The sequence below is a fragment of the Streptomyces sp. UG1 genome (genome assembly GCF_049974585.1).
In the GTDB taxonomy this organism is placed as follows: Bacteria; Actinomycetota; Actinomycetes; order Streptomycetales; family Streptomycetaceae; genus Streptomyces.
The window spans coordinates 43,951-65,534 of sequence record NZ_JBNGGG010000024.1; the positions used below are offsets into that span (position 1 = coordinate 43,951).

Sequence of the window (21,584 nt, forward strand, 5' to 3'; positions counted from 1 at the left end):
GACCGACGATGACTCTCACCGTGACGACCGTGGACCGGCACGCCCGCCTGGCGCGAGGCTGCCGCCCCCGAGGCTGCCGAGCCCCGGCACGCCGCGTGCACGGCCGCAGAGTCAGGTACGTCATCGGCGACGAACCAGGACAGGTAAACGGCCGTCGATGGCAGCGCCCCTTCAGGGGCGCGGGGAACTGCGCGACCAGCCACAACGGGCCCGCAGTCAACTGACAACCCCCCGCCCCACGGCGATTAGTGCACTCAACACAAACTCACCGTGAGGTACACGCATGCCCAGCGACTTCTTCATCCCCGACCCCCAGGGTCAACTCCCCAGCCCCGAAGGCTACTTCGGGGCGTTCGGCGGCAAGTTCATCCCGGAGGCCCTCGTCGCCGCCGTGGACGAGGTGGCCGTCGAGTACGACAAGGCCAAGCACGACCCCGAGTTCGCCCGAGAACTGGACGACCTCCTGGTCAACTACACCGGCCGCCCCAGCTCCCTCACCGAGGTGCCCCGCTTCGCCGAACACGCCGGCGGCGCCCGCGTCTTCCTCAAGCGCGAGGACCTCAACCACACCGGCTCCCACAAGATCAACAACGTGCTCGGCCAGGCCCTGCTCACCAAGCGCATGGGCAAGACCCGCGTCATCGCCGAGACCGGCGCCGGCCAGCACGGTGTCGCGACCGCGACGGCCTGCGCGCTGTTCGGCCTCGAGTGCACCATCTACATGGGCGAGATCGACACCCAGCGCCAGGCCCTGAACGTGGCCCGCATGCGCATGCTCGGAGCCGAGGTCATCGCCGTGAAGTCGGGCAGCCGCACCCTCAAGGACGCCATCAACGAGGCGTTCCGCGACTGGGTCGCGAACGTCGACCACACCCACTACCTCTTCGGTACGGTCGCCGGCCCGCACCCCTTCCCCGCCATGGTCCGCGACTTCCACCGCGTGATCGGCGTCGAGGCGCGCCGCCAGATCCTGGAGCGCGCCGGGCGCCTCCCCGACGCCGCCATCGCCTGCGTCGGCGGCGGCTCCAACGCCATCGGCCTCTTCCACGCCTTCATCCCCGACACGGACGTACGCCTCATCGGCTGCGAGCCCGCCGGGCACGGCGTCGAGACCGGCGAGCACGCGGCCACCCTGACCGCCGGCGAGCCCGGCATCCTGCACGGCTCCCGGTCCTACGTCCTCCAGGACGACGAGGGCCAGATCACCGAGCCGTACTCGATCTCGGCCGGTCTGGACTACCCCGGCATCGGCCCCGAGCACTCCTACCTCAAGGACTCCGGCCGCGGCGAGTACCGCGCGGTCACCGACGACGCGGCCATGCAGGCGCTGCGGCTGCTGTCGCGCACCGAGGGCATCATCCCGGCGATCGAGAGCGCCCACGCGCTCGCGGGCGCGCTGGAGGTCGGCCGGGAGCTGGGCAAGAACGGGCTGATCGTCGTCAACCTGTCCGGCCGCGGTGACAAGGACATGGACACGGCCGCCCGGTACTTCGGCCTGTACGACACCGACGCAGATGCCGAGGTCGCCGCCGATGCCAACGGCGGTGCCGCCGAGATCCAGGGGGACGCCAAGTGAGCGGGAACATCCAACTGCTGTCCGACGCCCTCGCCGCCGCCAAGGCCGAGGACCGCTCCGCCCTCATCGCCTACCTCCCGGCCGGGTTCCCGACCGTGGCAGGCGGCATCGAGGCGATCAAGGCCGTGCTCGACGGCGGTGCGGACGTCGTGGAGGTCGGTCTGCCGCACAGCGACCCCGTCCTCGACGGCCCCGTCATCCAGACCGCCGACGACATCGCCCTGCGCGGCGGCGTCAGGATCGCGGACGTCATGCGCACGGTCCGGGAGGCCCACGCGGCCACCGGGAAGCCGATCCTCGTCATGACGTACTGGAACCCCATCGACCGCTACGGCGTCGAGCGCTTCACCGCCGAGCTGGCCGAAGCGGGCGGCGCGGGCTGCATCCTGCCCGACCTGCCCGTCCAGGAGTCGGCGCTGTGGAGGGAGCACGCCGAGAAGCACGGGCTCGCCACGGTCTACGTGGTCGCGCCCAGCAGCAAGGACGAGCGGCTCGCGCAGATCACCGTGGCGGGCAGCGGCTTCGTCTACGCCGCCTCGCTGATGGGCGTCACCGGCACCCGCGAGTCCGTGGGCGCACAGGCCCAGGACCTGGTGGAGCGCACCCGGGCCACCGGCACCGAACTGCCCGTCTGCGTCGGGCTCGGCGTCTCCAACGCCGAGCAGGCCGCCGAGGTCGCCGGCTTCGCCGACGGCGTGATCGTCGGCTCGGCCTTCGTCAAGCGGATGCTGGACGCGCCGGACGACGCGGCCGGTGTCGAGGCCGTGCGCGCGCTCGCCGGTGAGCTGGCGAAGGGCGTGCGCGGGCAGGCGTAACGCGGAGGCGTAACACATCCGTACATATCGGATGTTTTCTACTGGTCACTCGAACGGGTGGACCTGAGGCCGGGGAGGCGCGCTGCGCCTCCCCGGTTCGTTCTGCGGGTGTGAGCGAAAAGAATCGTGAGGGAAAGCGGACCGCCCGGGAGCGGCTGGCGGTCGAGCGGGAGAAGCAGAAGGCCGCCGACAAGCGGCGCCGCGCGCTGATCGTGGGCGCGAGCGTCGCCTGCGTCCTCGGACTGGCGGCGGTGGTCGGAGTCGTCGCGGCGAACGCGGGCAAGGACGACAGCGGTGACGCGGGGCCGGTCGTCGGGCCCTCGGGGGCGCAGGGCAAGGACGGTCTCGCGATCCCGGTGGGGAAGGGGAGCGCCAAGTCGACTCTCACAGTCTGGGAGGACTTCCGCTGCCCGGCCTGCAAGTCCTTCGAGGACGCCTACCGCTCGACGATCCATGACCTGACCGACAGCGGCAAGCTCAAGGTCGAGTACCACCTGGCGACGATCATCGACGGCAACATGGGCGGCACCGGCTCGCGCAACGCCGCCAACGCCGCGGCCTGCGCCCAGGACGCCGGGAAGTTCACGCAGTACCACGACGTGCTGTACCGGAACCAGCCGCAGGAGATCGACGACGCCTTCGCCAAGAACAGCAGGCTGTTCGAGCTCGCGGGCAAGGTCAAGGGCCTGGACACCCCCGCCTTCCGCAAGTGCGTCGAGGACGGCACGCACAACGGTTGGGTCAACAAGTCCAACGAGGCGTTCCAGAAGGGCGGCTTCAGCGGTACGCCGACGGTGCTGCTGAACGGCAAGAACATCTACCAGGACCAGACGATGACCCCGGCGAAGCTGAAGCAGATGGTGGAGGAGGCGGCCAAGGGGTGAGCCCCGCCGGGCGGCCGCCTGTTATGGACCCGTAGCCGGGGTGCCTGACATCGGTGCCGCCCGGCAAGGTAGCGTCGACCTTGCCATGGAACTTGCCTACATCCCCAGCCCGTCGCGCGGAGTGATCAATCTCGGTCCCATTCCGCTGCGCGGCTACGCCTTCTGCATCATCATCGGCGTCTTCGTAGCCGTCTGGCTCGGCAACAAGCGCTGGGTCGCCCGGGGCGGGCGGTCCGGCACGGTCGCCGACATCGCGGTCTGGGCGGTGCCGTTCGGACTGGTCGGCGGACGCCTCTATCACGTGATCACGGACTACCAGCTGTACTTCAGCGAGGGCCGTGACTGGGTGGACGCCTTCAAGATCTGGGAGGGCGGCCTCGGCATCTGGGGCGCGATCGCCTTCGGCGCGCTGGGCGCGTGGATCGGCTGTCGCCGCCGTGGCATCCCGCTGCCCGCGTACGCCGACGCCGTCGCCCCCGGAATCGCCCTCGCGCAGGCGATCGGCCGCTGGGGCAACTGGTTCAACCAGGAGCTGTACGGGCGGGCGACCGATCTGCCGTGGGCCCTGAAGATCACGTCCTCGGCGGACGGGCGCGTGCCGGGCACGTACCACCCGACGTTCCTCTACGAGTCGCTGTGGTGCATCGGCGTCGCGGTGCTGGTGATCTGGGCCGACCGCCGCTTCAAGATGGGGCATGGCCGGGCGTTCGCGCTGTACGTCGCCGCGTACTGCGCGGGCCGGTTCTGGGTCGAGTACATGCGCGTCGACGACGCCCACCACATCCTCGGGCTGCGGCTGAACAACTGGACCGCGCTGATCGTGTTCCTGCTCGCGGTGGTCTACATCGTGGTGTCGGCGAGGAAGCGGCCCGGCCGGGAAGCCGTGGTCGAGCCCGGTACCGGGGACTCCGACGGCGACAAGGCCGCCGACGACAAGGCCGATGACGCCTCCGGCGATGAGGCTGAGGACGCCGCTGCCGACGCCGAGGCGAAGGACGAGGCCGGATCGGCGACGAAGAAGACCTGAGGTCTGGTCTTACGACGACGAGGGGCGCCCGGAGCTTTCCGGGCGCCCCTCGTCGTATGCGGGGGCAGGACATGCTCAGCGTCGGCGGGCCAGTGCCAGGGTCCGCTGGGCCGCCGTCACCACCGCCGCGTCGATGAACGTGCCGTCCCGCAACGCCTGGGCGCCCTGCTCCGTCGTGGCCGCCTTGACGATGGTCTCCGCGTGTTCCAGTTCCTCCTCCGTGGGCAGGTAGGCCCGTTCGATCACCGGGAGCTGGCGGGGGTGGATGGCCGCCCGGCCCAGGAAGCCCAGGGTGCGGCCGTGGGCGCAGGACGCCGCCAGGCCCTCCAGGTCGCGGATGTCGGGGTGGACCGACTGCGCCGGCGGGGGCAGGCCCGCCGCCCGTGCGGCCACGACGACGCGGGAGCGGCACCAGTCGAGGCCCGCGTCGTCCCGTACGCCCAGGTCGGCCCGCAGGTCGGCGGTGCCCAGGGAGATGCCGTGGAGGGTGGGGTGGGCGGAGGCGATCGCGTGGGCGCGTTCGATGCCGAGGGCCGATTCCAGGAGGGCGTGCAGCGGGATCGTGCCCGGGGCGCAGGGCGGGGTCGTCTGGGCGAGGTGGATGATCTGCTCGGCCGAGGTCACCTTCGGCAGGCGCAGGCCGGACAGACCGGGGAGGGCGGCCAGGGCCGCGAGGTCCTTCGCCGCCGCCGGGGTGGCCAGGGCGTTCACACGGACGTGGACGGGAACGGGGTGCTCGGGTTCGCGGAGCAGGTCGGCCGTGGCCGCCCGGGCGTAGTCCTTGCGGTCCGGTGCCACGGCGTCCTCCAGGTCGACGACGACGATGTCGGCGCCGGACGTCAGGGCCTTGGCCACCACATGGGGGCGGTCGCCGGGGGCGTACAGCCAGGTCAGGGGAAAGCGCGTCACAGGCTTCCCTCCTCGCGCAGGGCCGTCAGCTCCTCATGGGTCAGGCCCAGGCCGGTGAGGATCTCCTGGGTGTCCGCGCCGTGCGGGCGGCCCGCCCAGCGGATCGCGCCGGGGGTGGCGGAGAGGCGGAAGAGGACGTTCTGCATGCGCAGCGGGCCGAGTTCGGGGTCGTCGATGGTCGTGATCGTGTCGAGGGCCGCGTACTGGGGGTCGGTCATCACATCCCGTACGTCCTGGACCGGGGCCACCGCCGCCTGCGCCTTCTCGAAGGCCGCGAGGACGTCGGCGCGGGTGTGGCGGGCGATCCAGTCGCCGACCGCCCGGTCGAGGACGTCGGCGTGGCGGGCCCGGCCGGCACCCGTCGCGAACCACGGCTCGTCGATCAGGTCGGGGCGCCCCACCAGGTGCATCACACGCTCGGCGATGGACTGGGCGGAGGTGGAGACGGCGACCCAGGTCCCGTCGGCGGTGCGGTAGGTGTTGCGCGGGGCGTTGTTCGCGGAGCGGTTGCCGGTGCGCCGCTGGACGTGGCCGAGCTGGTCGTACCAGGTGGGCTGGGGGCCGAGGGCCATCAGCATCGGTTCGATGAGGGCCATGTCGACGACCTGGCCCTCGCCGGTGCGGTCGCGGGCGGACAGGGCGGTCAGCACCGCGTACGCGGTCGCCAGGCCCGCGATGGAGTCGGCCAGGCCGAACGGCGGGAGCGTCGGGGGCGCCTCCGGTTCGCCGGTGAGGGCCGCGAAGCCGCTCATCGCCTCGGCGAGGGTGCCGAAGCCGGGGCGGTGGGCGTAGGGGCCGAACTGACCGAAGCCGGTGACGCGGGTGAGGATGAGGCGGGGGTTGGCGGCGGAGAGCTCCGGCCAGCCGAGATCCCATTTCTCCAGGGTGCCGGGGCGGAAGTTCTCGATGACGACGTCCGCGGTCCCGGCCAGGCGCAGCAGGGTGGCACGGCCGCCGGGCTTGGCGAGGTTCAGGGTGATCGTGTGCTTGTTGCGGCCGAGGACCTTCCACCACAGGCCCACGCCGTCCTTCGACGGGCCGTGGCCGCGGGAGGGGTCCGGCTTCTCGGGGTGCTCGACCTTGATGACCTCCGCGCCGAAGTCGCCGAGCATCGTGGCGGCGAGGGGGCCGGCGAAGAGGGTGGCCAGGTCCAGCACGCGCAGGCCGGTCAAGGGGGTCGCCCGGGGAGTGTCGGTCATGACGCGTGCCGTTCGTCGATCTCGGGGCGGTACGGCATCGACGCCGTGGCGCCCTCGCGCTGGACGGACAGTGCGGCCGCCGCGGCGGCCCAGGCCAGCGCGTCCGGCATCGGGCGTCCCTCGCCGAGGTCCCCCACTCTCGGCTTCGCTCGAGCGGGGGCGCCCCCATCCGCGAGGGCGCCGACGAAGGTGTCGCCGGCGCCCGTGGAGTCGACGGCGGTGACCTTCGGGGCGGGGACGGTCTGGGGCTCGGCGCCGCGGGTGGCGTACAGGCTGCCGGACGCCCCCAGGGTGACGACGACCTCGGGCACCCGGTCGAGCAGCGCGGTGGCCGCCTCGCGGGGGTCGGTGCGGCCGGTGAGGGTGGTGGCCTCGTGCTCTTTGGGGACCAACAGGTCGATGGTGGCGAGGAGTTCGTCCGGGAGCGGCTGGGCGGGGGGCGGGGTGAGGATCGTACGGACGCCGTGGCGATGGGCGGCCTGGGCGCCGGCGAGGACCGCCGCCAGCGGGATCTCGAGCTGGAGCAGCAGGGTGCCGGCGGAGGCGATGACGCCCTCGTCGCCGGGGCTGAGGTGGTCGACGGTGCCGTTCGCGCCGGGGATCACGACGATCGCGTTGCCGCCCTCGTAGTCCACGACGATGTGTGCGGTGCCGGAGGGGCCCTCGACCATGCGGAGGTCGTCGGTGTCCACGCCGGTGGGGGTCCCCCCGCTCGAAGAGTGGGGGAGCTCCAGGGTGGAGCGCAGGTGGGTGCCGAAGGCGTCGTTGCCGACGGCGCCGATCATCAGGACGTCGCCGCCCGCGCGGGCCGCCGCGATCGCCTGGTTGGCTCCCTTGCCGCCGGGGATCGTACGGAACTCCCGGCCCGTCACGGTCTCGCCGCGCTGCGGGGCCTTCTCGACGTAGGTGACGAGGTCCATGTTCGTGCTGCCGAGCACGACGATGTCGGTCATGGGCGGGTGGCCTCCAGGTGGGTGAGGTGCGCCAGGGTGTCGAAGCCGGTGCCGTTGAAGTCGGCGATGGAGGTGGTGAGGCGGTTCTTGAGGGGGGTGGTCCAGCGGTCCGGGAGGGCGGCGGGGTCGCCGGCGAGGAGGGCGGCGATGCTGCCCGCCGTCGCGCCATTGGAGTCGGTGTCCCAGCCTCCCGATACGGCACGGCGGATGGAGCCCGTGAAGTCGCCGTTCGCGTGGGCGAGGGCGGCGGCGATCAGGGCGGTGTTGGGGATGGCGTGGACCCAGTGGTGGGTGTCGGCGTGGGTGGCGTGGAGTTCGTCGACGAGCGTGTCGAAGTCCTCGTGGGCGCGGGCCAGTCGGAGGGCGTGGCGGATGGCGCGGGCCAGGCGGGAGTTCGGTGGGACCACCTTGAGACCGGTGTGCAGGCAGGCGTGGATGTCATCGGCGCCGGTGGCTGCCTGTGCGATGACCGCCGCCGTGAACATCGCCGCGTAGACGCCGTTGGCGGTGTGGGTGAGGGTGGCGTCGCGGTGGGCCTGTTCGGCCGCGACGGCCGGGTCGCCGGGGTTGGTCCAGCCGTGGACGTCCGCGCGGATGAGGGCGCCGATCCATTCGCGGAAGGGGTTGCGGTGGCGGGCCGTGTGCGGGGGTTCGATGCCCAGGAGGAGGTTGCGGTGGGCGATGCGCTCGGCGGTGAAGGTGCGGCCGGGCGGGAGTTCGTCGAGCCAGAGGCGGGCCACGTCGGTGGTGGTGAAGGCTCTGCCGTGGCGCTGGAGCAGGAGGAGGTTGAGGAGCGGGTAGTTGAGGTCGTCGTCCTCGGGCATGCCGTCGATGTTCTCGGCGAGACAGGTGGCGGCCGAGCGGCGGTTCCAGGGGTGGGCGGCGAGCAGCTCCGGGGGGACCCCCTTGGCCGTGAAGTACGTGTCCAGGGGCCAGTTGCCGGTCGATCCGGCCAGTTGGCGGATGGCGTCGAGGGGGAGCTTCTCCACCGGTTTGCCCAGGAGGCAGCCCACCGCTCGGCCCAGCCAGGCGGCTTCGTAGCGGGCAGGCGGGGTGGCTCCACTGCGCGCGGGGCGTGACGGCCAGTCCGGGCACCGGGACCTGATCTTCTCCAGGTCTGTCGGCTCGTCGTCCGTCAAGCTGCTGGGCAGGTCCGCCAGTTCGTCCAGCAGGTCCTGAGCCAGTTGGCGCAGATAGCGCGAGGCCGGTTCCGGTGACGCTCCCGCCCGCAGCGGGGCCTGCGGGCCGCCCGCCGCCCGCCACCTCTCCGCGATCCTCGACGGCTCGCGGCCGTCCAGGGCCGCCTGCTGGAGTTCATGGCCCAGGAGGTCCTCCGGCTGGACCCAGGTCAGTCGGAGCACGGCCGGCCCTCCAGTGCGGCGAACGCCGCTTCGTGCGCGCGGCGGCGGTCCACGTCCCGTGCGTGGATCTCCCTCGTCACCTCGGTGAGGGTGCGGGGCGGCTCCCACAGGTCCAGGCGGCTGGCCTCCGCCACCGTCTTCGACCAGTCCTCGGGGACCGGTGAGCCCAGGGCTCCGGACAGGGCGCCGGCCATCGTCGCGATCGAGTCGCAGTCGCGGCCGTAGTTCACCGCGCCCAGGACCGCCCGGCGGTAGTCGCCGCGCGCGATCAGCAGCATGGCGAGGGCGATCGGGAGTTCCTCGATGGCGTGCAGGCGGGAGGGGCGCCGGGCACCGAGGGAGGGGCGGCGGTAGTCGGGGCCGACCGTGTCGTACGGGGCGATGGCCTCCCGGAGCGGGGCGAGCGCCGACTCGAAGTCGGTGTGGGCGCCCGCCGCTTCGCAGGTCTTCTCGATCGCCGTCCTCGTGCCGTCCTTCGCCAGGGACAGACAGGTCGAGACGACCGACTCCGGGGTGGCGCCCGGTGCGCACGCCGCCGCCACCGCCGCCGCGAAGACGCCCGCCGCCTCACGGCCGTACGACGACTGGTGCGCGCCCGCGATGTCCAGCGCCTCGGCGTACGCCGCTCTCGGGTCCGCCGCGTTGACCAGGCCGACCGGGGCCATGTACATCGCCGCACCGCAGTTGACGATGTTGCCGACGCCGGCCTCCCGTGGGTCGACATGACCGTAGTGGAGGCGGGCCACCAGCCACTTCTCCGCCAGGAAGAGGCGGTGGAGCAAAAGCGCCTCCGATTCCAGTTCCGGGATCCAGCGCGGGTTGGCCATCAGGTCCGGGACCAGGTGGTCGGCGATCGAGTGGGCGTCGAGGTGGTCGCGGACCCGCGCGTAGACGCGGACCAGCGCGTGCGTCATCAACGTGTCGTCGGTGACGTGCCCGTCGCCCTTGTGGTACGGCGCGATGGGGCGGGCCGTGCGCCAGGCGTCGCCGTTCCAGGGGCCGACGACGCCGTGGACACGGCCGCCGTGGCGCTGCAGGATCTGGTCGGGGGAGTAGCCCTCCACCGGGCCGCCGAGGGCGTCACCGACCGCCGCGCCGACCAGGGCGCCGGTGATCCGCTCGTCGAGACGCGGGCCACTGCTTTCTTCTGCTTTGGGCGTCATGCCCCGAATCATCCTCCTGGTCGGGCCGGTTGCGTGGCTTCCAGGAGTCCGGCGAGTTCCACCAGGTCGGTGCCGGTGAGCCGGGGCAGTACACAGCCGGAGAGGGTGCGGCAGGTGTCCCGCCAGGTCGCCGGAATCGCCGTACCGCCACCCAGTGCGCCGGTCAGCGCGCCCGCCAGGGCCGGTGCCGAGTCCGCGACCCGGGACAGACACGCGGCCGCGGGGACCGCCTCGGCGATACGGCCGTTCGCGGCGACCGTGAGGGCGAGGGCGACCGGGACCGTCTCGGCGGCGGCGATGCCGTAGCTGTAGACGTGATCGACGATTTGGTGTTCGAGGAGGGGGATCAGGGCGAAGGCGCTGTCGGCGGACCGCGCGAGGTGCAGCGCGTGGCGGGCGTTCCGGCCGATCTCCGTCTCCTCGGGGAGTTCGGTGAGCGCGGCTGCCACGCAGGCTTTCGGCTGCGCGCCGGTCAGGGCCAGCGCCACGGCCGCCGCCATCGCCCGCGCGCCGTGCACGCCGTCGCCGTCCTGGGTGTAGCGGGCGTCGAACTCGGCGAGGTCGGCGGCGCGGTGAGGGTCGCCCGGGTGCGCCACGGCCAGGACGCAGGCGCGTACGCAGGCCGCGTCGTCGAAGTAGTGCGGGTTGTCGTGGCCGGTGGCGGGTGGGCGCAGGCCGGTGGCCAGGTTGCCGAGGCCGGCCCGGACGGAGATGCGGGCGCGCAGGGGGAGGATGGCCGACTCGATCTCGGGGGCGCGGTCCGCTGCCGCGGCGATCTCGTCGGCCAGGGCGCTCCAGGTGAGGTCGATCGCGGCTCGGGTGCGGCGTTCTCGGCTCAGGTCGCCGAGGGCTGTGTCGTCGCCGGCTCGGAGCACGGCCTCTGCGGTGAAGGCCGCCCACTCCGTGTCGTCGGAGGGGCCCAGGCGGAGGGGTTCGGGGGGCTGGTTCAGGGCGATGGGGACGGGGAGGGTGGTGGTGGCGTTGTGCTCGGCGAAGGTGTCGAGTTCGCGGGTGAGGCGGCGGGTCCATTCGGGCATGCGGGCGGCTCGGTGGCGGGCGGCGGGCCAGCCGGCGGCGTCGCCTGCGGCCAGGCCTAGCAGGAGGCCGAGGGTGTGTTGAGCGGCCTCGGCTTCGCCTTCGGCCTGTTTGTTCCCACCCGCACCACCCGTGCGACTTTCGTCGTCGGGTGCGGGTGGCCCTTGTGGGGGTTCCTCACCGTCGGCGACTGCGGGAGGTGCCGCCGCCGGGGTTCCCTCGTTCCAAGGGGTGGGCGGTGTCATCGTCGGTCCCTCCACTTCCCGCCCTCTCCGGGCGTCAGCAGCTCTGCCACGTCCAGGACGTGGTGGCCTGCCATCGACGGCAGGCAGCTCCCTCGCGCCGGGCCGATCGCCGATGCCCAGTCGGCCGGGATCGCCGGCTCGCCCTGGGACGCGCCCGCCAGTGCCCCGGCCACCGCTGCCGTCGTGTCCGCGTCGCGGCCCATGTTCACGGCCGTCAGGACCGCCTGGACGAAGTCGCCGTCCGCCGCCGCGTACGCGCCGAAGGCCAGCGCGACCGCCTCGGGGGCCAGGTCGGTCCACGGGTAGCCGCCGATCACGACCGCTGAGCGGACCGCGCGTTCGCCCCGGTGGGCCACCGCCACCGCCCGCCGCAGTGATCTCGCCGTCCAGGAGTCGTCCGGGATCACCGCCAGGGCCGAGGCGACCACGGCGATCGTCGGCGCGCCCGCCATCGCCGCCGCCACGCCCGCCGCCACCGCCTGGCCGCCGTAGATGCCCTCGCCGTCGTGGCTCACCGAACCGTCGATGGCCACCAGGCGGGCGGCCTCGGACGGGCGGCCCGCCGCGAAGACGCCGAAGGGGGCCGCCCGCATGGCGAGGCCGTCGCTCCAGGCGTGGCGGTGCTGGGCGGAGATGGGGGCGGCCAGGCCTCGGCGCAGGTTCTCCAGCGTGCCCCGTTCGCTGAAGCCCGCGCCTCGGAAGGGGCCCTCCGCGCGGTCCGCGATCCACTCGTGCCAGGCCGCCTCCACATGCGCCGGGGTGAGCGCCGAGCCGTGGCGGGCCAGGAGGAGGCCGGAGAAGATCGCGTACTCGGTGTCGTCCGTGCCGGCGGGGCTGTCGGTGACGAAGCCCGTGACACGGCCCCAGCGGGCGCGGATCTCGGAGGGCTTCATGTTCTCCGCGGGGGCGCCCAGCGCGTCGCCGACCGCCAGGCCCAGCAGTGCGCCGCGGGCCCGTTCGCTCAGTTCGGCGGTGTCTCCGGGCGCCGGGACCGAGGGGGTGCGGGCGATGGATGGCATGCGAGGCCTCTCCTTGGGGGGCTCCGCCCAGGGCGCGGAGCCCTTTGCGGATGTGTCCCACCGTCGGCGGTTGACCTGAGCCTCGGAGGCGCCATGTCACCCGGTCGACATCTGTGCAGGCTGGTACACGAATGAGCGTTCTAAGGGAAAACCGCAGGTAAGCCGAGCCTTTCCTTGCTGGCGGGGCGGAATTCCGGGGCGTAGATTGGGCGCTGTCAAAGAGTAGAACTTGTCTAAAGACAGCCTTTCCTAAGCTTCCGAACCTCCTGGGGGACCTCTCATGGCGATCATCGAGACCGAGGCCGCGCTGCACGAGGCGCACCGCGACAACCACACGCACCGCGATGTGAACGGTGGCTGGCTGCGTCCCGCCGTCTTCGGTGCGATGGACGGGCTGGTCTCCAACCTTGCCCTGATGACCGGTGTCGCGGGTGGCGCCGTCAGTCATCAGACCATCGTGCTCAGCGGGCTCGCGGGGCTCGCCGCCGGCGCCTTCTCCATGGCCGCCGGCGAGTACACCTCCGTCGCCTCGCAGCGTGAGCTGGTCGAGGCCGAGCTGGCCGTCGAGCGGCGGGAGCTGCGCAAGCACCCGGAGGACGAGGAGGCCGAGCTCGCGGCGCTCTACGAGGCGCGGGGCGTCGAGCCGAAGCTGGCGCGGGCCGTCGCCGGGCAGCTCTCCCGCGATCCCGAGGTGGCCCTGGAGATACACGCCCGGGAGGAGCTGGGCATCGACCCCGGCGATCTGCCGTCGCCGCTCGTCGCGGCCGTCTCGTCGTTCGGGTCGTTCGCGCTGGGTGCGCTGCTGCCCGTACTGCCCTATCTGCTCGGGGCGACCGCGCTGTGGCCCGCCGTGCTGCTCGCGCTGCTCGGGCTGTTCCTGTGCGGTGCCGTCGTGGCCAAGGTGACCGCGCGGACCTGGTGGTACAGCGGGCTGCGGCAGCTCGCGCTCGGTGGTGCCGCGGCTGGTGTGACGTACGCCCTGGGCACGCTGTTCGGAACGGCCGTAGGATAGTTCGTCGGCTGGAACTTATGCGTGGGGCCGTATAAGTAGCCGTTACTCGCTGGTTTCGGATGCGTGACCACGGGGCATGAGCCGTAAGCGCTGTGGGCAATGACGCCTGCGGCGCACTCGCGGGGTCGGCGACGACGCCTTCTCCGCCCCCTCGGATCGACGGACATGGACCTGTCCTGTTTCGGTCCCCACATACTTCAAGCCATGTGCGCGGAACCCCCGCCGTACGTACTTGGCGTCCGCATGTTGGAACGGAGTATCCCGGTTCCCGAGAACCGTTCCATCATGTAACCTGCACGAAATTTTGCGATCACGCAGAGGGCCAACGTCGTCCCTCGGCACCTTGCATATGCCAATTGACGACGACGGGAGAGCCGATGCGTACGCCGCGCCAGCCGTCCCAGCACTCCGCGAATGGCCAGAACCGGTCGTTCATGGATGCTCGCCCTGCTGCGCAGGGTATGTACGACCCCCGCAACGAGCGCGACGCCTGTGGCGTCGGCTTCGTGGCCACCCTCACCGGTGAGGCGAGCCACACGCTGGTCGAGCAGGCGCTGACCGTTCTGCGCAACCTCGAACACCGCGGCGCCACCGGCTCCGAGCCCGACTCGGGTGACGGCGCGGGCATCCTCTCCCAGGTGCCGGACACCTTCTTCCGTGAGGTGGCCGGGTTCGAACTGCCCGCGGCCGGTGCGTACGCCGTCGGTATCGCCTTCCTGCCGGAGGAGGGGACGGCCGAGGTCGTCACCCAGATCGAGACCATCGCCGGTGAGGAGGGCCTGACGGTCCTCGGCTGGCGTGAGGTCCCGGTCGCGCCGGAACTCCTCGGCGCCACCGCCCGGTCGACCATGCCCGCCTTCCGGCAGATCTTCGTCACCGACAACGCCTCGGAGGGCGTCGCCCTCGACCGCAAGGCCTTCGTGCTGCGCAAGCGCGCCGAGCGCGAGGCCGGCGTCTACTTCCCGTCGCTTTCGGCCCGCACCATCGTCTACAAGGGCATGCTGACCACCGGCCAGCTCGAGCCCTTCTTCCCGGACCTGTCCGACCGCCGCTTCGCCTCCGCGATCGCGCTCGTGCACTCCCGGTTCTCCACGAACACCTTTCCGTCGTGGCCGCTCGCCCACCCGTACCGCTTCGTCGCGCACAACGGCGAGATCAACACGGTCATGGGCAACCGCAACTGGATGCGTGCCCGTGAGTCGCAGCTCGTCTCCGACCTCTTCGGTGCGGACAAGCTGGAGCGGACCTTCCCGGTCTGCACCCCGGACGCCTCCGACTCCGCGTCCTTCGACGAGGTGCTGGAACTGCTCCACCTCGGCGGCCGCTCGCTGCCGCACTCCGTGCTGATGATGATCCCGGAGGCGTGGGAGAACCACGACTCCATGGACCCGGCCCGGCGCGCCTTCTACCAGTACCACTCCACGATGATGGAGCCCTGGGACGGCCCGGCCTGTGTCACCTTCACCGACGGCACCCAGGTCGGCGCCGTCCTCGACCGCAACGGCCTGCGCCCCGGCCGCTACTGGGTCACCGACGACGGCCTCGTCGTCCTCGGCTCCGAGGTCGGCGTCCTCGACATCGACCCGGCGAAGGTCGTCCGCAAGGGCCGCCTGCAGCCCGGCCGCATGTTCCTCGTCGACACCGCCGAGCACCGCATCATCGAGGACGACGAGATCAAGGCGACCCTCGCCGCCGAGCACCCGTACGCGGAGTGGCTGGAGGCCGGCGAGATCGAGCTGTCCGACCTGCCCGAGCGCGAGCACATCGTGCACACCCACGCCTCGGTCACCCGCCGCCAGCAGACCTTCGGTTACACCGAGGAGGAGCTGCGCGTCATCCTCGCGCCGATGGCCAAGGCCGGTGCCGAGCCGATCGGTTCGATGGGCACCGACTCGCCGATCGCCGCGCTGAGCGAGCGCCCGCGGCTGCTCTTCGACTACTTCACCCAGCTGTTCGCGCAGGTCACCAACCCGCCGCTGGACGCCATCCGCGAGGAGCTGGTCACCTCGCTGCACTCCTCGCTGGGCCCGCAGGGCAACCTGCTCGAGCCGACGGCCGCTTCCTGCCGCTCGGTCACCCTGCCCTTCCCGGTGATCGACAACGACGAGCTGGCCAAGCTCATCCACATCAACGCCGACGGCGACATGCCCGGCTTCAAGGCCGCGACCCTCTCCGGCCTGTACCGGGTGCACGGCGGCGGTGACGCCCTCGCCGCGCGCATCGAGGAGATCTGCGCCGAGGCCGACGCCGCCATCGACAACGGCGCCCGCCTGATCGTCCTGTCGGACCGCCACTCCGACGCCGAGCACGCGCCGATCCCGTCGCTGCTGCTCACCGCGGCCGTCCACCACCACCTCATCCGCACCAAGCAGCGCACCCACGTGGGCCTGCTGGTCGAGGCCGGCGACGTCCGCGAGGTCCACCACGTCGCCCTGCTCATCGGCTACGGCGCCGCCGCCGTGAACCCGTACCTGGCGATGGAGTCCGTCGAGGACCTGGTCCGCGCCGGCACTTTCCTGTCGGACATCGAGGCCGAGAAGGCCATCCGCAACCTGATCTACGCCCTCGGCAAGGGGGTGCTGAAGGTCATGTCCAAGATGGGCATCTCCACCGTCGCCTCCTACCGCGGCGCTCAGGTCTTCGAGGCCGTCGGTCTCGACGACGCCTTCGTCGAGAAGTACTTCAACGGCACCGCCACCAAGATCGGCGGCGTCGGCATCGACGTCATCGCCAAGGAGGTCGCCGCCCGCCACGCCAAGGCCTACCCGGCCTCCGGCATCGCTCCGGCGCACCGCGCGCTGGACATCGGCGGCGAGTACCAGTGGCGCCGCGAGGGCGAGCCGCACCTGTTCGACCCGGAGACGGTCTTCCGCCTCCAGCACTCCACGCGCACCGGCCGCTACGACATCTTCAAGAAGTACACCGAGCGCGTGAACGAGCAGTCCGAGCGGCTGATGACGCTCCGCGGGCTCTTCGGCTTCAAGTCGGACCGGCAGCCGATCTCCATCGACGAGGTCGAGCCGGTCAGCGAGATCGTCAAGCGCTTCTCCACCGGCGCCATGTCGTACGGCTCCATCTCGCGCGAGGCGCACGAGACGCTGGCCATCGCCATGAACCAGCTCGGCGGCAAGTCCAACACCGGTGAGGGCGGCGAGGACCCGGAGCGCCTGTACGACCCGGCGCGCCGGTCCAGCATCAAGCAGGTCGCCTCCGGCCGCTTCGGCGTGACCTCCGAGTACCTGGTCAACGCGGACGACATCCAGATCAAGATGGCCCAGGGCGCCAAGCCCGGCGAGGGCGGCCAGCTGCCCGGCCACAAGGTCTACCCGTGGGTGGCCAAGACCCGTCACTCGACGCCGGGCGTGGGGCTCATCTCCCCGCCGCCGCACCACGACATCTACTCCATCGAGGACCTGGCCCAGCTGATCCACGACCTGAAGAACGCGAACCCGCAGGCGCGGATTCACGTCAAGCTGGTCTCGGAGGTCGGCGTCGGCACGGTCGCCGCGGGTGTGTCCAAGGCGCACGCGGACGTGGTGCTCATCTCCGGCCACGACGGCGGTACGGGTGCTTCTCCCCTGACGTCCTTGAAGCACGCCGGTGGCCCCTGGGAGCTCGGCCTCGCCGAGACCCAGCAGACGCTGCTGCTCAACGGCCTGCGCGACCGCATCGTCGTGCAGACCGACGGGCAGCTCAAGACCGGCCGTGACGTCGTCATCGCCGCGCTGCTCGGCGCCGAGGAGTTCGGTTTCGCGACCGCGCCGCTCGTCGTCTCCGGCTGCGTCATGATGCGCGTCTGCCACCTGGACACCTGCCCGGTCGGCATCGCCACCCAGAACCCGACCCTGCGCGAGCGCTTCACCGGCAAGGCCGAGTACGTCGTCAACTTCTTCCAGTACATCGCCGAAGAGGTCCGCGAGCTCCTCGCCGAGCTGGGCTTCCGCTCCATCGAGGAGGCCGTCGGCCACGCCGAGGCCCTCGACGTCACCCGCGCGGTCGACCACTGGAAGGCGCAGGGCCTGGACCTGGAGCCGCTGTTCCACGTGCCCGAGCTGCCCGAGGGCGCGGTCCGCCACCAGCTCATCGCACAGGACCACGGCCTGGAGAAGGCGCTCGACAACGAGCTGATCAAGCTCGCCGCCGACGCGCTGGCCGCGGACTTTGCGACCGACGCCCAGCCGGTGCGCGCGCAGGTCAAGGTCCGCAACATCAACCGCACGGTCGGCACCATGCTCGGCCACGAGGTGACGAAGAAGTTCGGTGGCGCGGGCCTGCCCGACGACACCATCGACATCACCTTCACGGGCTCCGCCGGCCAGTCCTTCGGCGCCTTCCTCCCGCGCGGTGTCACGCTGCGCCTGGAGGGCGACGCCAACGACTACGTCGGCAAGGGCCTCTCCGGCGGCCGCGTGGTCGTCCGCCCGGACCGGAACGCCGACCACCTCGCCGAGTTCTCCACGATCGCGGGCAACACCATCGCGTACGGCGCGACCGGCGGCGAGCTGTTCCTGCGCGGTCGTACCGGCGAGCGGTTCTGTGTCCGCAACTCCGGTGCCACGGTCGTCTCCGAGGGCGTGGGCGACCACGGCTGCGAGTACATGACCGGTGGTCACGCGGTGGTCCTCGGCGAGACCGGACGTAACTTCGCGGCCGGTATGTCCGGTGGCATCGCGTACGTCATCGACCTCGACCGCGACAACGTCAACGTCGGCAACGTCAGCGCCGTCGAGGCCCTCGACGACACCGACAAGCAGTGGCTGCACGACGTGGTCCGCCGCCACCAGGAGGAGACCGGGTCCACGGTCGCCGAGAAGCTCCTGGCCGAGTGGGACACCGCGGTGGACCGCTTCAGCAAGATCATCCCCAGCACGTACAAGGCAGTGCTCGCCGCCAAGGACGCCGCCGAGCGAGCCGGTCTGTCCGAGACCGAGGTCACCGAGAAGATGATGGAGGCGGCGATCAATGGCTGACCCGAAGGGCTTTTTGAACCACGGCCGCGAGGTCGCCAAGTCCCGCCCGGTCGAGGAGCGCGTCAAGGACTGGAACGAGGTCTACGTCCCCGGCTCCCTGCTGCCGATCATCAGCAAGCAGGCCAGCCGCTGCATGGACTGCGGCATCCCGTTCTGCCACAACGGCTGCCCGCTGGGGAACCTGATCCCCGAGTGGAACGACTACGCCTACCGCGAGGACTGGACGGCCGCGTCGGAGCGCCTGCACGCGACGAACAACTTCCCGGAGTTCACGGGCCGCCTGTGCCCCGCTCCCTGTGAGTCGGCGTGTGTGCTCGGCATCAACCAGCCGGCCGTCACCATCAAGAACGTCGAGGTCTCGATCATCGACAAGGCGTGGGACGCGGGCACCGTCGCCCCGCAGGCCCCCGAGCGCCTGTCCGGCAAGACCGTCGCCGTCATCGGCTCGGGCCCGGCGGGCCTGGCCGCCGCCCAGCAGCTCACGCGGGCCGGCCACACCGTCGCCGTCTACGAGCGCGCGGACCGCATCGGAGGCCTTCTCCGGTACGGCATCCCCGAGTTCAAGATGGAGAAGCGGCACATCAACCGCCGTATCGAGCAGATGCGCGCGGAGGGCACCCGCTTCCGTACCGGCATCGAGATCGGCCGCGACCTCAAGGCGACCGACCTGAAGAAGCGGTACGACGCGGTCGTCATCGCCGCCGGCGCCACGACCGCCCGTGACCTCCCGGTCCCAGGCCGCGAGCTCAAGGGCGTCCACCAGGCGATGGAGTACCTGCCGCTGGCGAACAAGGTCCAGGAGGGCGACTACGTCACCTCCCCGATCTCGGCCGAGGGCAAGCACGTCGTCGTCATCGGCGGTGGCGACACCGGCGCCGACTGCGTGGGCACCGCCCACCGCCAGGGCGCGGCCTCGGTGACCCAGCTGGAGATCATGCCGAGGCCGGGCGAGGAGCGTGCCGCGCACCAGCCGTGGCCGACCTTCCCGATGCTGTACAAGGTCACCTCCGCCCACGAGGAGGGCGGCGAGCGCGTCTACTCGGTGTCGACGACGCACTTCGAGGGCGACGAGGACGGCAACGTCCAGTGGCTGCACATGACCGAGGTCGAGTTCATCGACGGCAAGCTCACACCCAAGCCGGGCACCGAGCGCAAGATCCCGGCCCAGCTCGTGACGCTGGCCATGGGCTTCACCGGCACCGACCGGGAGAACGGCCTGGTCGAGCAGTTCGGCCTGGAGCTCGACGAGCGCGGCAACGTCGCCCGCGACGCCGACTTCCAGACCAATGTGCCGGGCGTCTTCGTCGCCGGTGACGCGGGCCGCGGCCAGTCGCTCATCGTGTGGGCGATCGCGGAGGGCCGCTCGGCCGCCCGCGGCTGCGACCGCTTCCTGACCGGCGCGAGCGACCTGCCGGCCCCGATCCGCCCGACGGACCGCGCCCTGATGGCCTGACACTGATGGCCTGACATCTCACAAGACGTCCCGTACAACGGCGTACGGAACACTGACGGCGCCTGCCCCAGTCCCCGACCGGACTACAGGGCAGGCGCCGTCGCCTTGCTCCCCGGGCCTAGGGCACCCGGTACGTCTCCCCGTACACCTGCCACCGCAGCGGCGTCCTCAACTCCAGGTTCCCGTCGGACAGGAACCGCCGCTGGGCCGTGTCGATGCGGCTGGTGTCGGCACCCGGTCGCTTCTCCCGCATGGCCGCCCGGCGGACGTCGAGGAAGGCGTCCAGGTACGTCTTCTCGGAGCCGCCCTGGGAGGGGGACTCCGCCTTGCGCAGGGCGCGTTCGCGCAGGACGTAGAAGCCGTCCTCGTCGATGCCCGGGCCGTGGAAGACCATCGCGTCGTAATAGATGAACTGGCCCAGCGTGCCCAGGCCGTCGAGCTTGGCGAGGCGGACCGCAGGGTCGAAGTAGGCGCGGTCGCGCTCGGCGAGCTGGGCCTCGCGGAAGGCGGGCACCTCGGACTCCGCCTTCCAGGCGGCCGTGAAGCCGGGGTCGAGGCCCTCGTGGGAGTCGGTGCCGTCGACCGCGCGCAGGGCGGGCAGGTACCGGGCGAGCCCGTTGTCCGGGTGGTCGGCGGTGTAGCGCTCGACCAGGGCGAGCAGGTCGTGGGTGCCGGTGCAGAAGCCGATGACGCCGGCCGTGTAGCCCTGGCCGTCGTCGAGGTCCTCGATATAGCCGTAGGTGTCGCGCCAGTTCAGGGTCGAGCTCTCGGCAGTGGACACGAGTTGCTGGGCCAGTTCCTTCTTCGCCGGGGCGGCCAGACCCGGGGGCAGGCTCGCGATCAGCTTGTCGTCCGCCGAACGCTCCTGCTCGGCGCGGCTCTTGGCCTCCTGGCGGGAGGACTGCTCCGCGGTGGCGGCGGGGGGATCGGCCGGGCTCTCGGCGGAGTCGGTCGGGACCAGGAAGTAGGCGGCCGCGGCGATGACGACGGGGGCGGCCGCGAACAGCAGGATGCCAGTGCGTCTCACAGCGCCGGTCCTCCGCTCGTCAGATCCGAGACCCTGGCGTACGCGACCACCGCCAGCAGCATCAGCACGCCCGCGCACGCGGCCACCTGGAGCACGGCGCGGCGCGGTCCGCGCGGGACATAGGCGTAGGCGAGCGTCACCGCGGCTCCGGTCAGCAGCCCGCCGAGGTGGCCCTGCCAGGAGGTCAGTCCGGCGGAGAGCACCAGCCACAGCAGCAGGAACACCATGAACCGGTTGACCGGCCGCATGTCCGCACCGACCCGGCGGGCCAGGACGTAGTACGCGGCGCCGAGACCGAAGATCGCCCCCGAGGCGCCGACCGACTCCGCGTGCGCATCGGACAGCAGCAGCACGAACACCGAGCCGCCCAGCGTCGACAGCAGATACAGGGCGATGTACCGGGCCCGGCCCAGCATGGGCTCCACGGCCCGCCCGAGCTGCCACAGCGCGAACATGTTCATCACGATGTGCAGCAGCCCGAAGGTCCCCTCCGTCGGCGGCAGATGCAGAAAACCGCCGGTCAGCAGCCGCTCCCACTGCCCGGCGACGACGCCCTCGGCGTGCAGGTCCGACGGGTGTCCGGGCTGGTAGACGTAGTAGCCGCCGTCCGGGCCGACCAGCCGGGCGGTCAGCATCGCGAAGCGGTCCAGGATCTCCGGGCGCACCACCTCGGCCAGATAGGCGACGACGTTGAGTCCGATGAGCACGGAGGTCACCAGCGGCGTCGCGGCGATCCGCCCGCCGACGACCGTCCGGCCCTGTCGCACCGACCGCGCGCCCTCCTTCACGCACTCCACGCACTGGTGGCCGACGGACGCCTCCCGCATGCAGTCCGGGCAGATGTAGCGGTCGCAGCGGGTGCAGCGGACGTAGGACTCCACCTTGGGGTGGCGATAACAGGTGGTGACGGTGGACTCGGGCTCCACGGCCGGCTCC

At 71.6% G+C, this 21,584-nt stretch carries 17 protein-coding genes; 8 read left to right on the forward strand and 9 right to left on the reverse strand.

All coding sequences use genetic code 11. The features are described from left to right. The first annotated feature begins 8 nt into the window (after window positions 1-8). From trpM to lgt, 5 genes are all read left to right on the forward strand, one after another. Window positions 9-224, forward strand: coding sequence for a tryptophan biosynthesis modulator TrpM (trpM, locus tag ACP4J3_RS25995; protein ID WP_426538440.1), 216 nt, complete (start codon window positions 9-11; stop codon window positions 222-224). Between the two features lie 59 nt (window positions 225-283). After that, window positions 284-1,576: a tryptophan synthase subunit beta gene (gene trpB / locus ACP4J3_RS26000; RefSeq protein ID WP_426538442.1), complete on the forward strand. Its 1,293-nt coding sequence runs from the start codon at window positions 284-286 to the stop codon at window positions 1,574-1,576. Beyond that, entirely contained in the window at window positions 1,573-2,391 is an 819-nt protein-coding gene (trpA, locus tag ACP4J3_RS26005) for a tryptophan synthase subunit alpha (protein ID WP_426538444.1), read from the forward strand. Before trpB ends, trpA begins: the two co-directional genes overlap by 4 nt. Before the next feature lie 110 nt (window positions 2,392-2,501). Further along, window positions 2,502-3,275, forward strand: coding sequence for a DsbA family protein (locus ACP4J3_RS26010; protein WP_426538446.1), 774 nt, complete (start codon window positions 2,502-2,504; stop codon window positions 3,273-3,275). A gap of 85 nt (window positions 3,276-3,360) precedes the next feature. Continuing rightward, the gene (lgt, locus tag ACP4J3_RS26015) at window positions 3,361-4,302 is read left to right on the forward strand and encodes a prolipoprotein diacylglyceryl transferase (protein ID WP_426538448.1); all 942 of its coding nucleotides are present in this window, start codon (window positions 3,361-3,363) and stop codon (window positions 4,300-4,302) included. Window positions 4,303-4,377: 75 nt separating this feature from the next. On the opposite strand, the gene ACP4J3_RS26020 is transcribed toward lgt, so the two are convergent. The 7 genes from ACP4J3_RS26020 to ACP4J3_RS26050 are packed head-to-tail and all read right to left on the reverse strand — an operon-like array spanning window position 4,378 to window position 12,186. Next, window positions 4,378-5,211: an HpcH/HpaI aldolase/citrate lyase family protein gene (locus ACP4J3_RS26020; protein ID WP_426538450.1), complete on the reverse strand. Its 834-nt coding sequence runs from the start codon at window positions 5,209-5,211 to the stop codon at window positions 4,378-4,380. Further along, complete coding sequence (locus ACP4J3_RS26025; protein ID WP_426538452.1) at window positions 5,208-6,410, reverse strand: CaiB/BaiF CoA transferase family protein; 1,203 nt, start codon at window positions 6,408-6,410, stop codon at window positions 5,208-5,210. The genes ACP4J3_RS26020 and ACP4J3_RS26025 overlap by 4 nt, the downstream gene beginning before the upstream one ends. After that, window positions 6,407-7,363, reverse strand: coding sequence for a ribokinase (locus ACP4J3_RS26030; RefSeq protein WP_426538454.1), 957 nt, complete (start codon window positions 7,361-7,363; stop codon window positions 6,407-6,409). The genes ACP4J3_RS26025 and ACP4J3_RS26030 overlap by 4 nt, the downstream gene beginning before the upstream one ends. Further along, the gene (locus tag ACP4J3_RS26035; RefSeq protein ID WP_426538456.1) at window positions 7,360-8,724 is read right to left on the reverse strand and encodes an ADP-ribosylglycohydrolase family protein; all 1,365 of its coding nucleotides are present in this window, start codon (window positions 8,722-8,724) and stop codon (window positions 7,360-7,362) included. The genes ACP4J3_RS26030 and ACP4J3_RS26035 overlap by 4 nt, the downstream gene beginning before the upstream one ends. After that, window positions 8,712-9,887 (reverse strand): ADP-ribosylglycohydrolase family protein, encoded by a 1,176-nt coding sequence (locus tag ACP4J3_RS26040; protein WP_426538458.1) that lies wholly within the window; start codon window positions 9,885-9,887, stop codon window positions 8,712-8,714. The genes ACP4J3_RS26035 and ACP4J3_RS26040 overlap by 13 nt, the downstream gene beginning before the upstream one ends. 8 nt (window positions 9,888-9,895) lie before the next feature. After that, complete coding sequence (locus tag ACP4J3_RS26045) at window positions 9,896-11,167, reverse strand: ADP-ribosylglycohydrolase family protein (protein WP_426538460.1); 1,272 nt, start codon at window positions 11,165-11,167, stop codon at window positions 9,896-9,898. Continuing rightward, entirely contained in the window at window positions 11,164-12,186 is a 1,023-nt protein-coding gene (locus tag ACP4J3_RS26050; protein WP_426538462.1) for an ADP-ribosylglycohydrolase family protein, read from the reverse strand. Before ACP4J3_RS26050 ends, ACP4J3_RS26045 begins: the two co-directional genes overlap by 4 nt. Before the next feature lie 280 nt (window positions 12,187-12,466). On the opposite strand from ACP4J3_RS26050, the gene ACP4J3_RS26055 reads away from it, so the two are divergent. The 3 genes from ACP4J3_RS26055 (at window position 12,467) to ACP4J3_RS26065 (ending at window position 19,621) form a co-directional block, all read left to right on the forward strand. Beyond that, the gene (locus ACP4J3_RS26055; RefSeq protein WP_426538463.1) at window positions 12,467-13,198 is read left to right on the forward strand and encodes a VIT1/CCC1 transporter family protein; all 732 of its coding nucleotides are present in this window, start codon (window positions 12,467-12,469) and stop codon (window positions 13,196-13,198) included. A 377-nt stretch (window positions 13,199-13,575) separates the two neighbouring features. Then, entirely contained in the window at window positions 13,576-18,168 is a 4,593-nt protein-coding gene (gene gltB, locus ACP4J3_RS26060; RefSeq protein ID WP_426538464.1) for a glutamate synthase large subunit, read from the forward strand. Then, entirely contained in the window at window positions 18,161-19,621 is a 1,461-nt protein-coding gene (locus tag ACP4J3_RS26065; protein ID WP_426538465.1) for a glutamate synthase subunit beta, read from the forward strand. Before gltB ends, ACP4J3_RS26065 begins: the two co-directional genes overlap by 8 nt. Before the next feature lie 118 nt (window positions 19,622-19,739). Here the strand turns inward: ACP4J3_RS26065 and ACP4J3_RS26070 are convergent, their stop codons facing one another. Together ACP4J3_RS26070 and ACP4J3_RS26075 are read right to left on the reverse strand one after the other, a co-directional pair. Next, a complete protein-coding gene (locus tag ACP4J3_RS26070) occupies window positions 19,740-20,648 on the reverse strand; it encodes a chitosanase (protein WP_426538466.1) in 909 nt (302 codons plus the stop codon). After that, window positions 20,645-21,574, reverse strand: a complete 930-nt coding sequence (locus ACP4J3_RS26075; protein ID WP_426538467.1) for a rhomboid family intramembrane serine protease — start codon at window positions 21,572-21,574, stop codon at window positions 20,645-20,647. The genes ACP4J3_RS26070 and ACP4J3_RS26075 overlap by 4 nt, the downstream gene beginning before the upstream one ends. Window positions 21,575-21,584 lie beyond the last annotated feature (10 nt).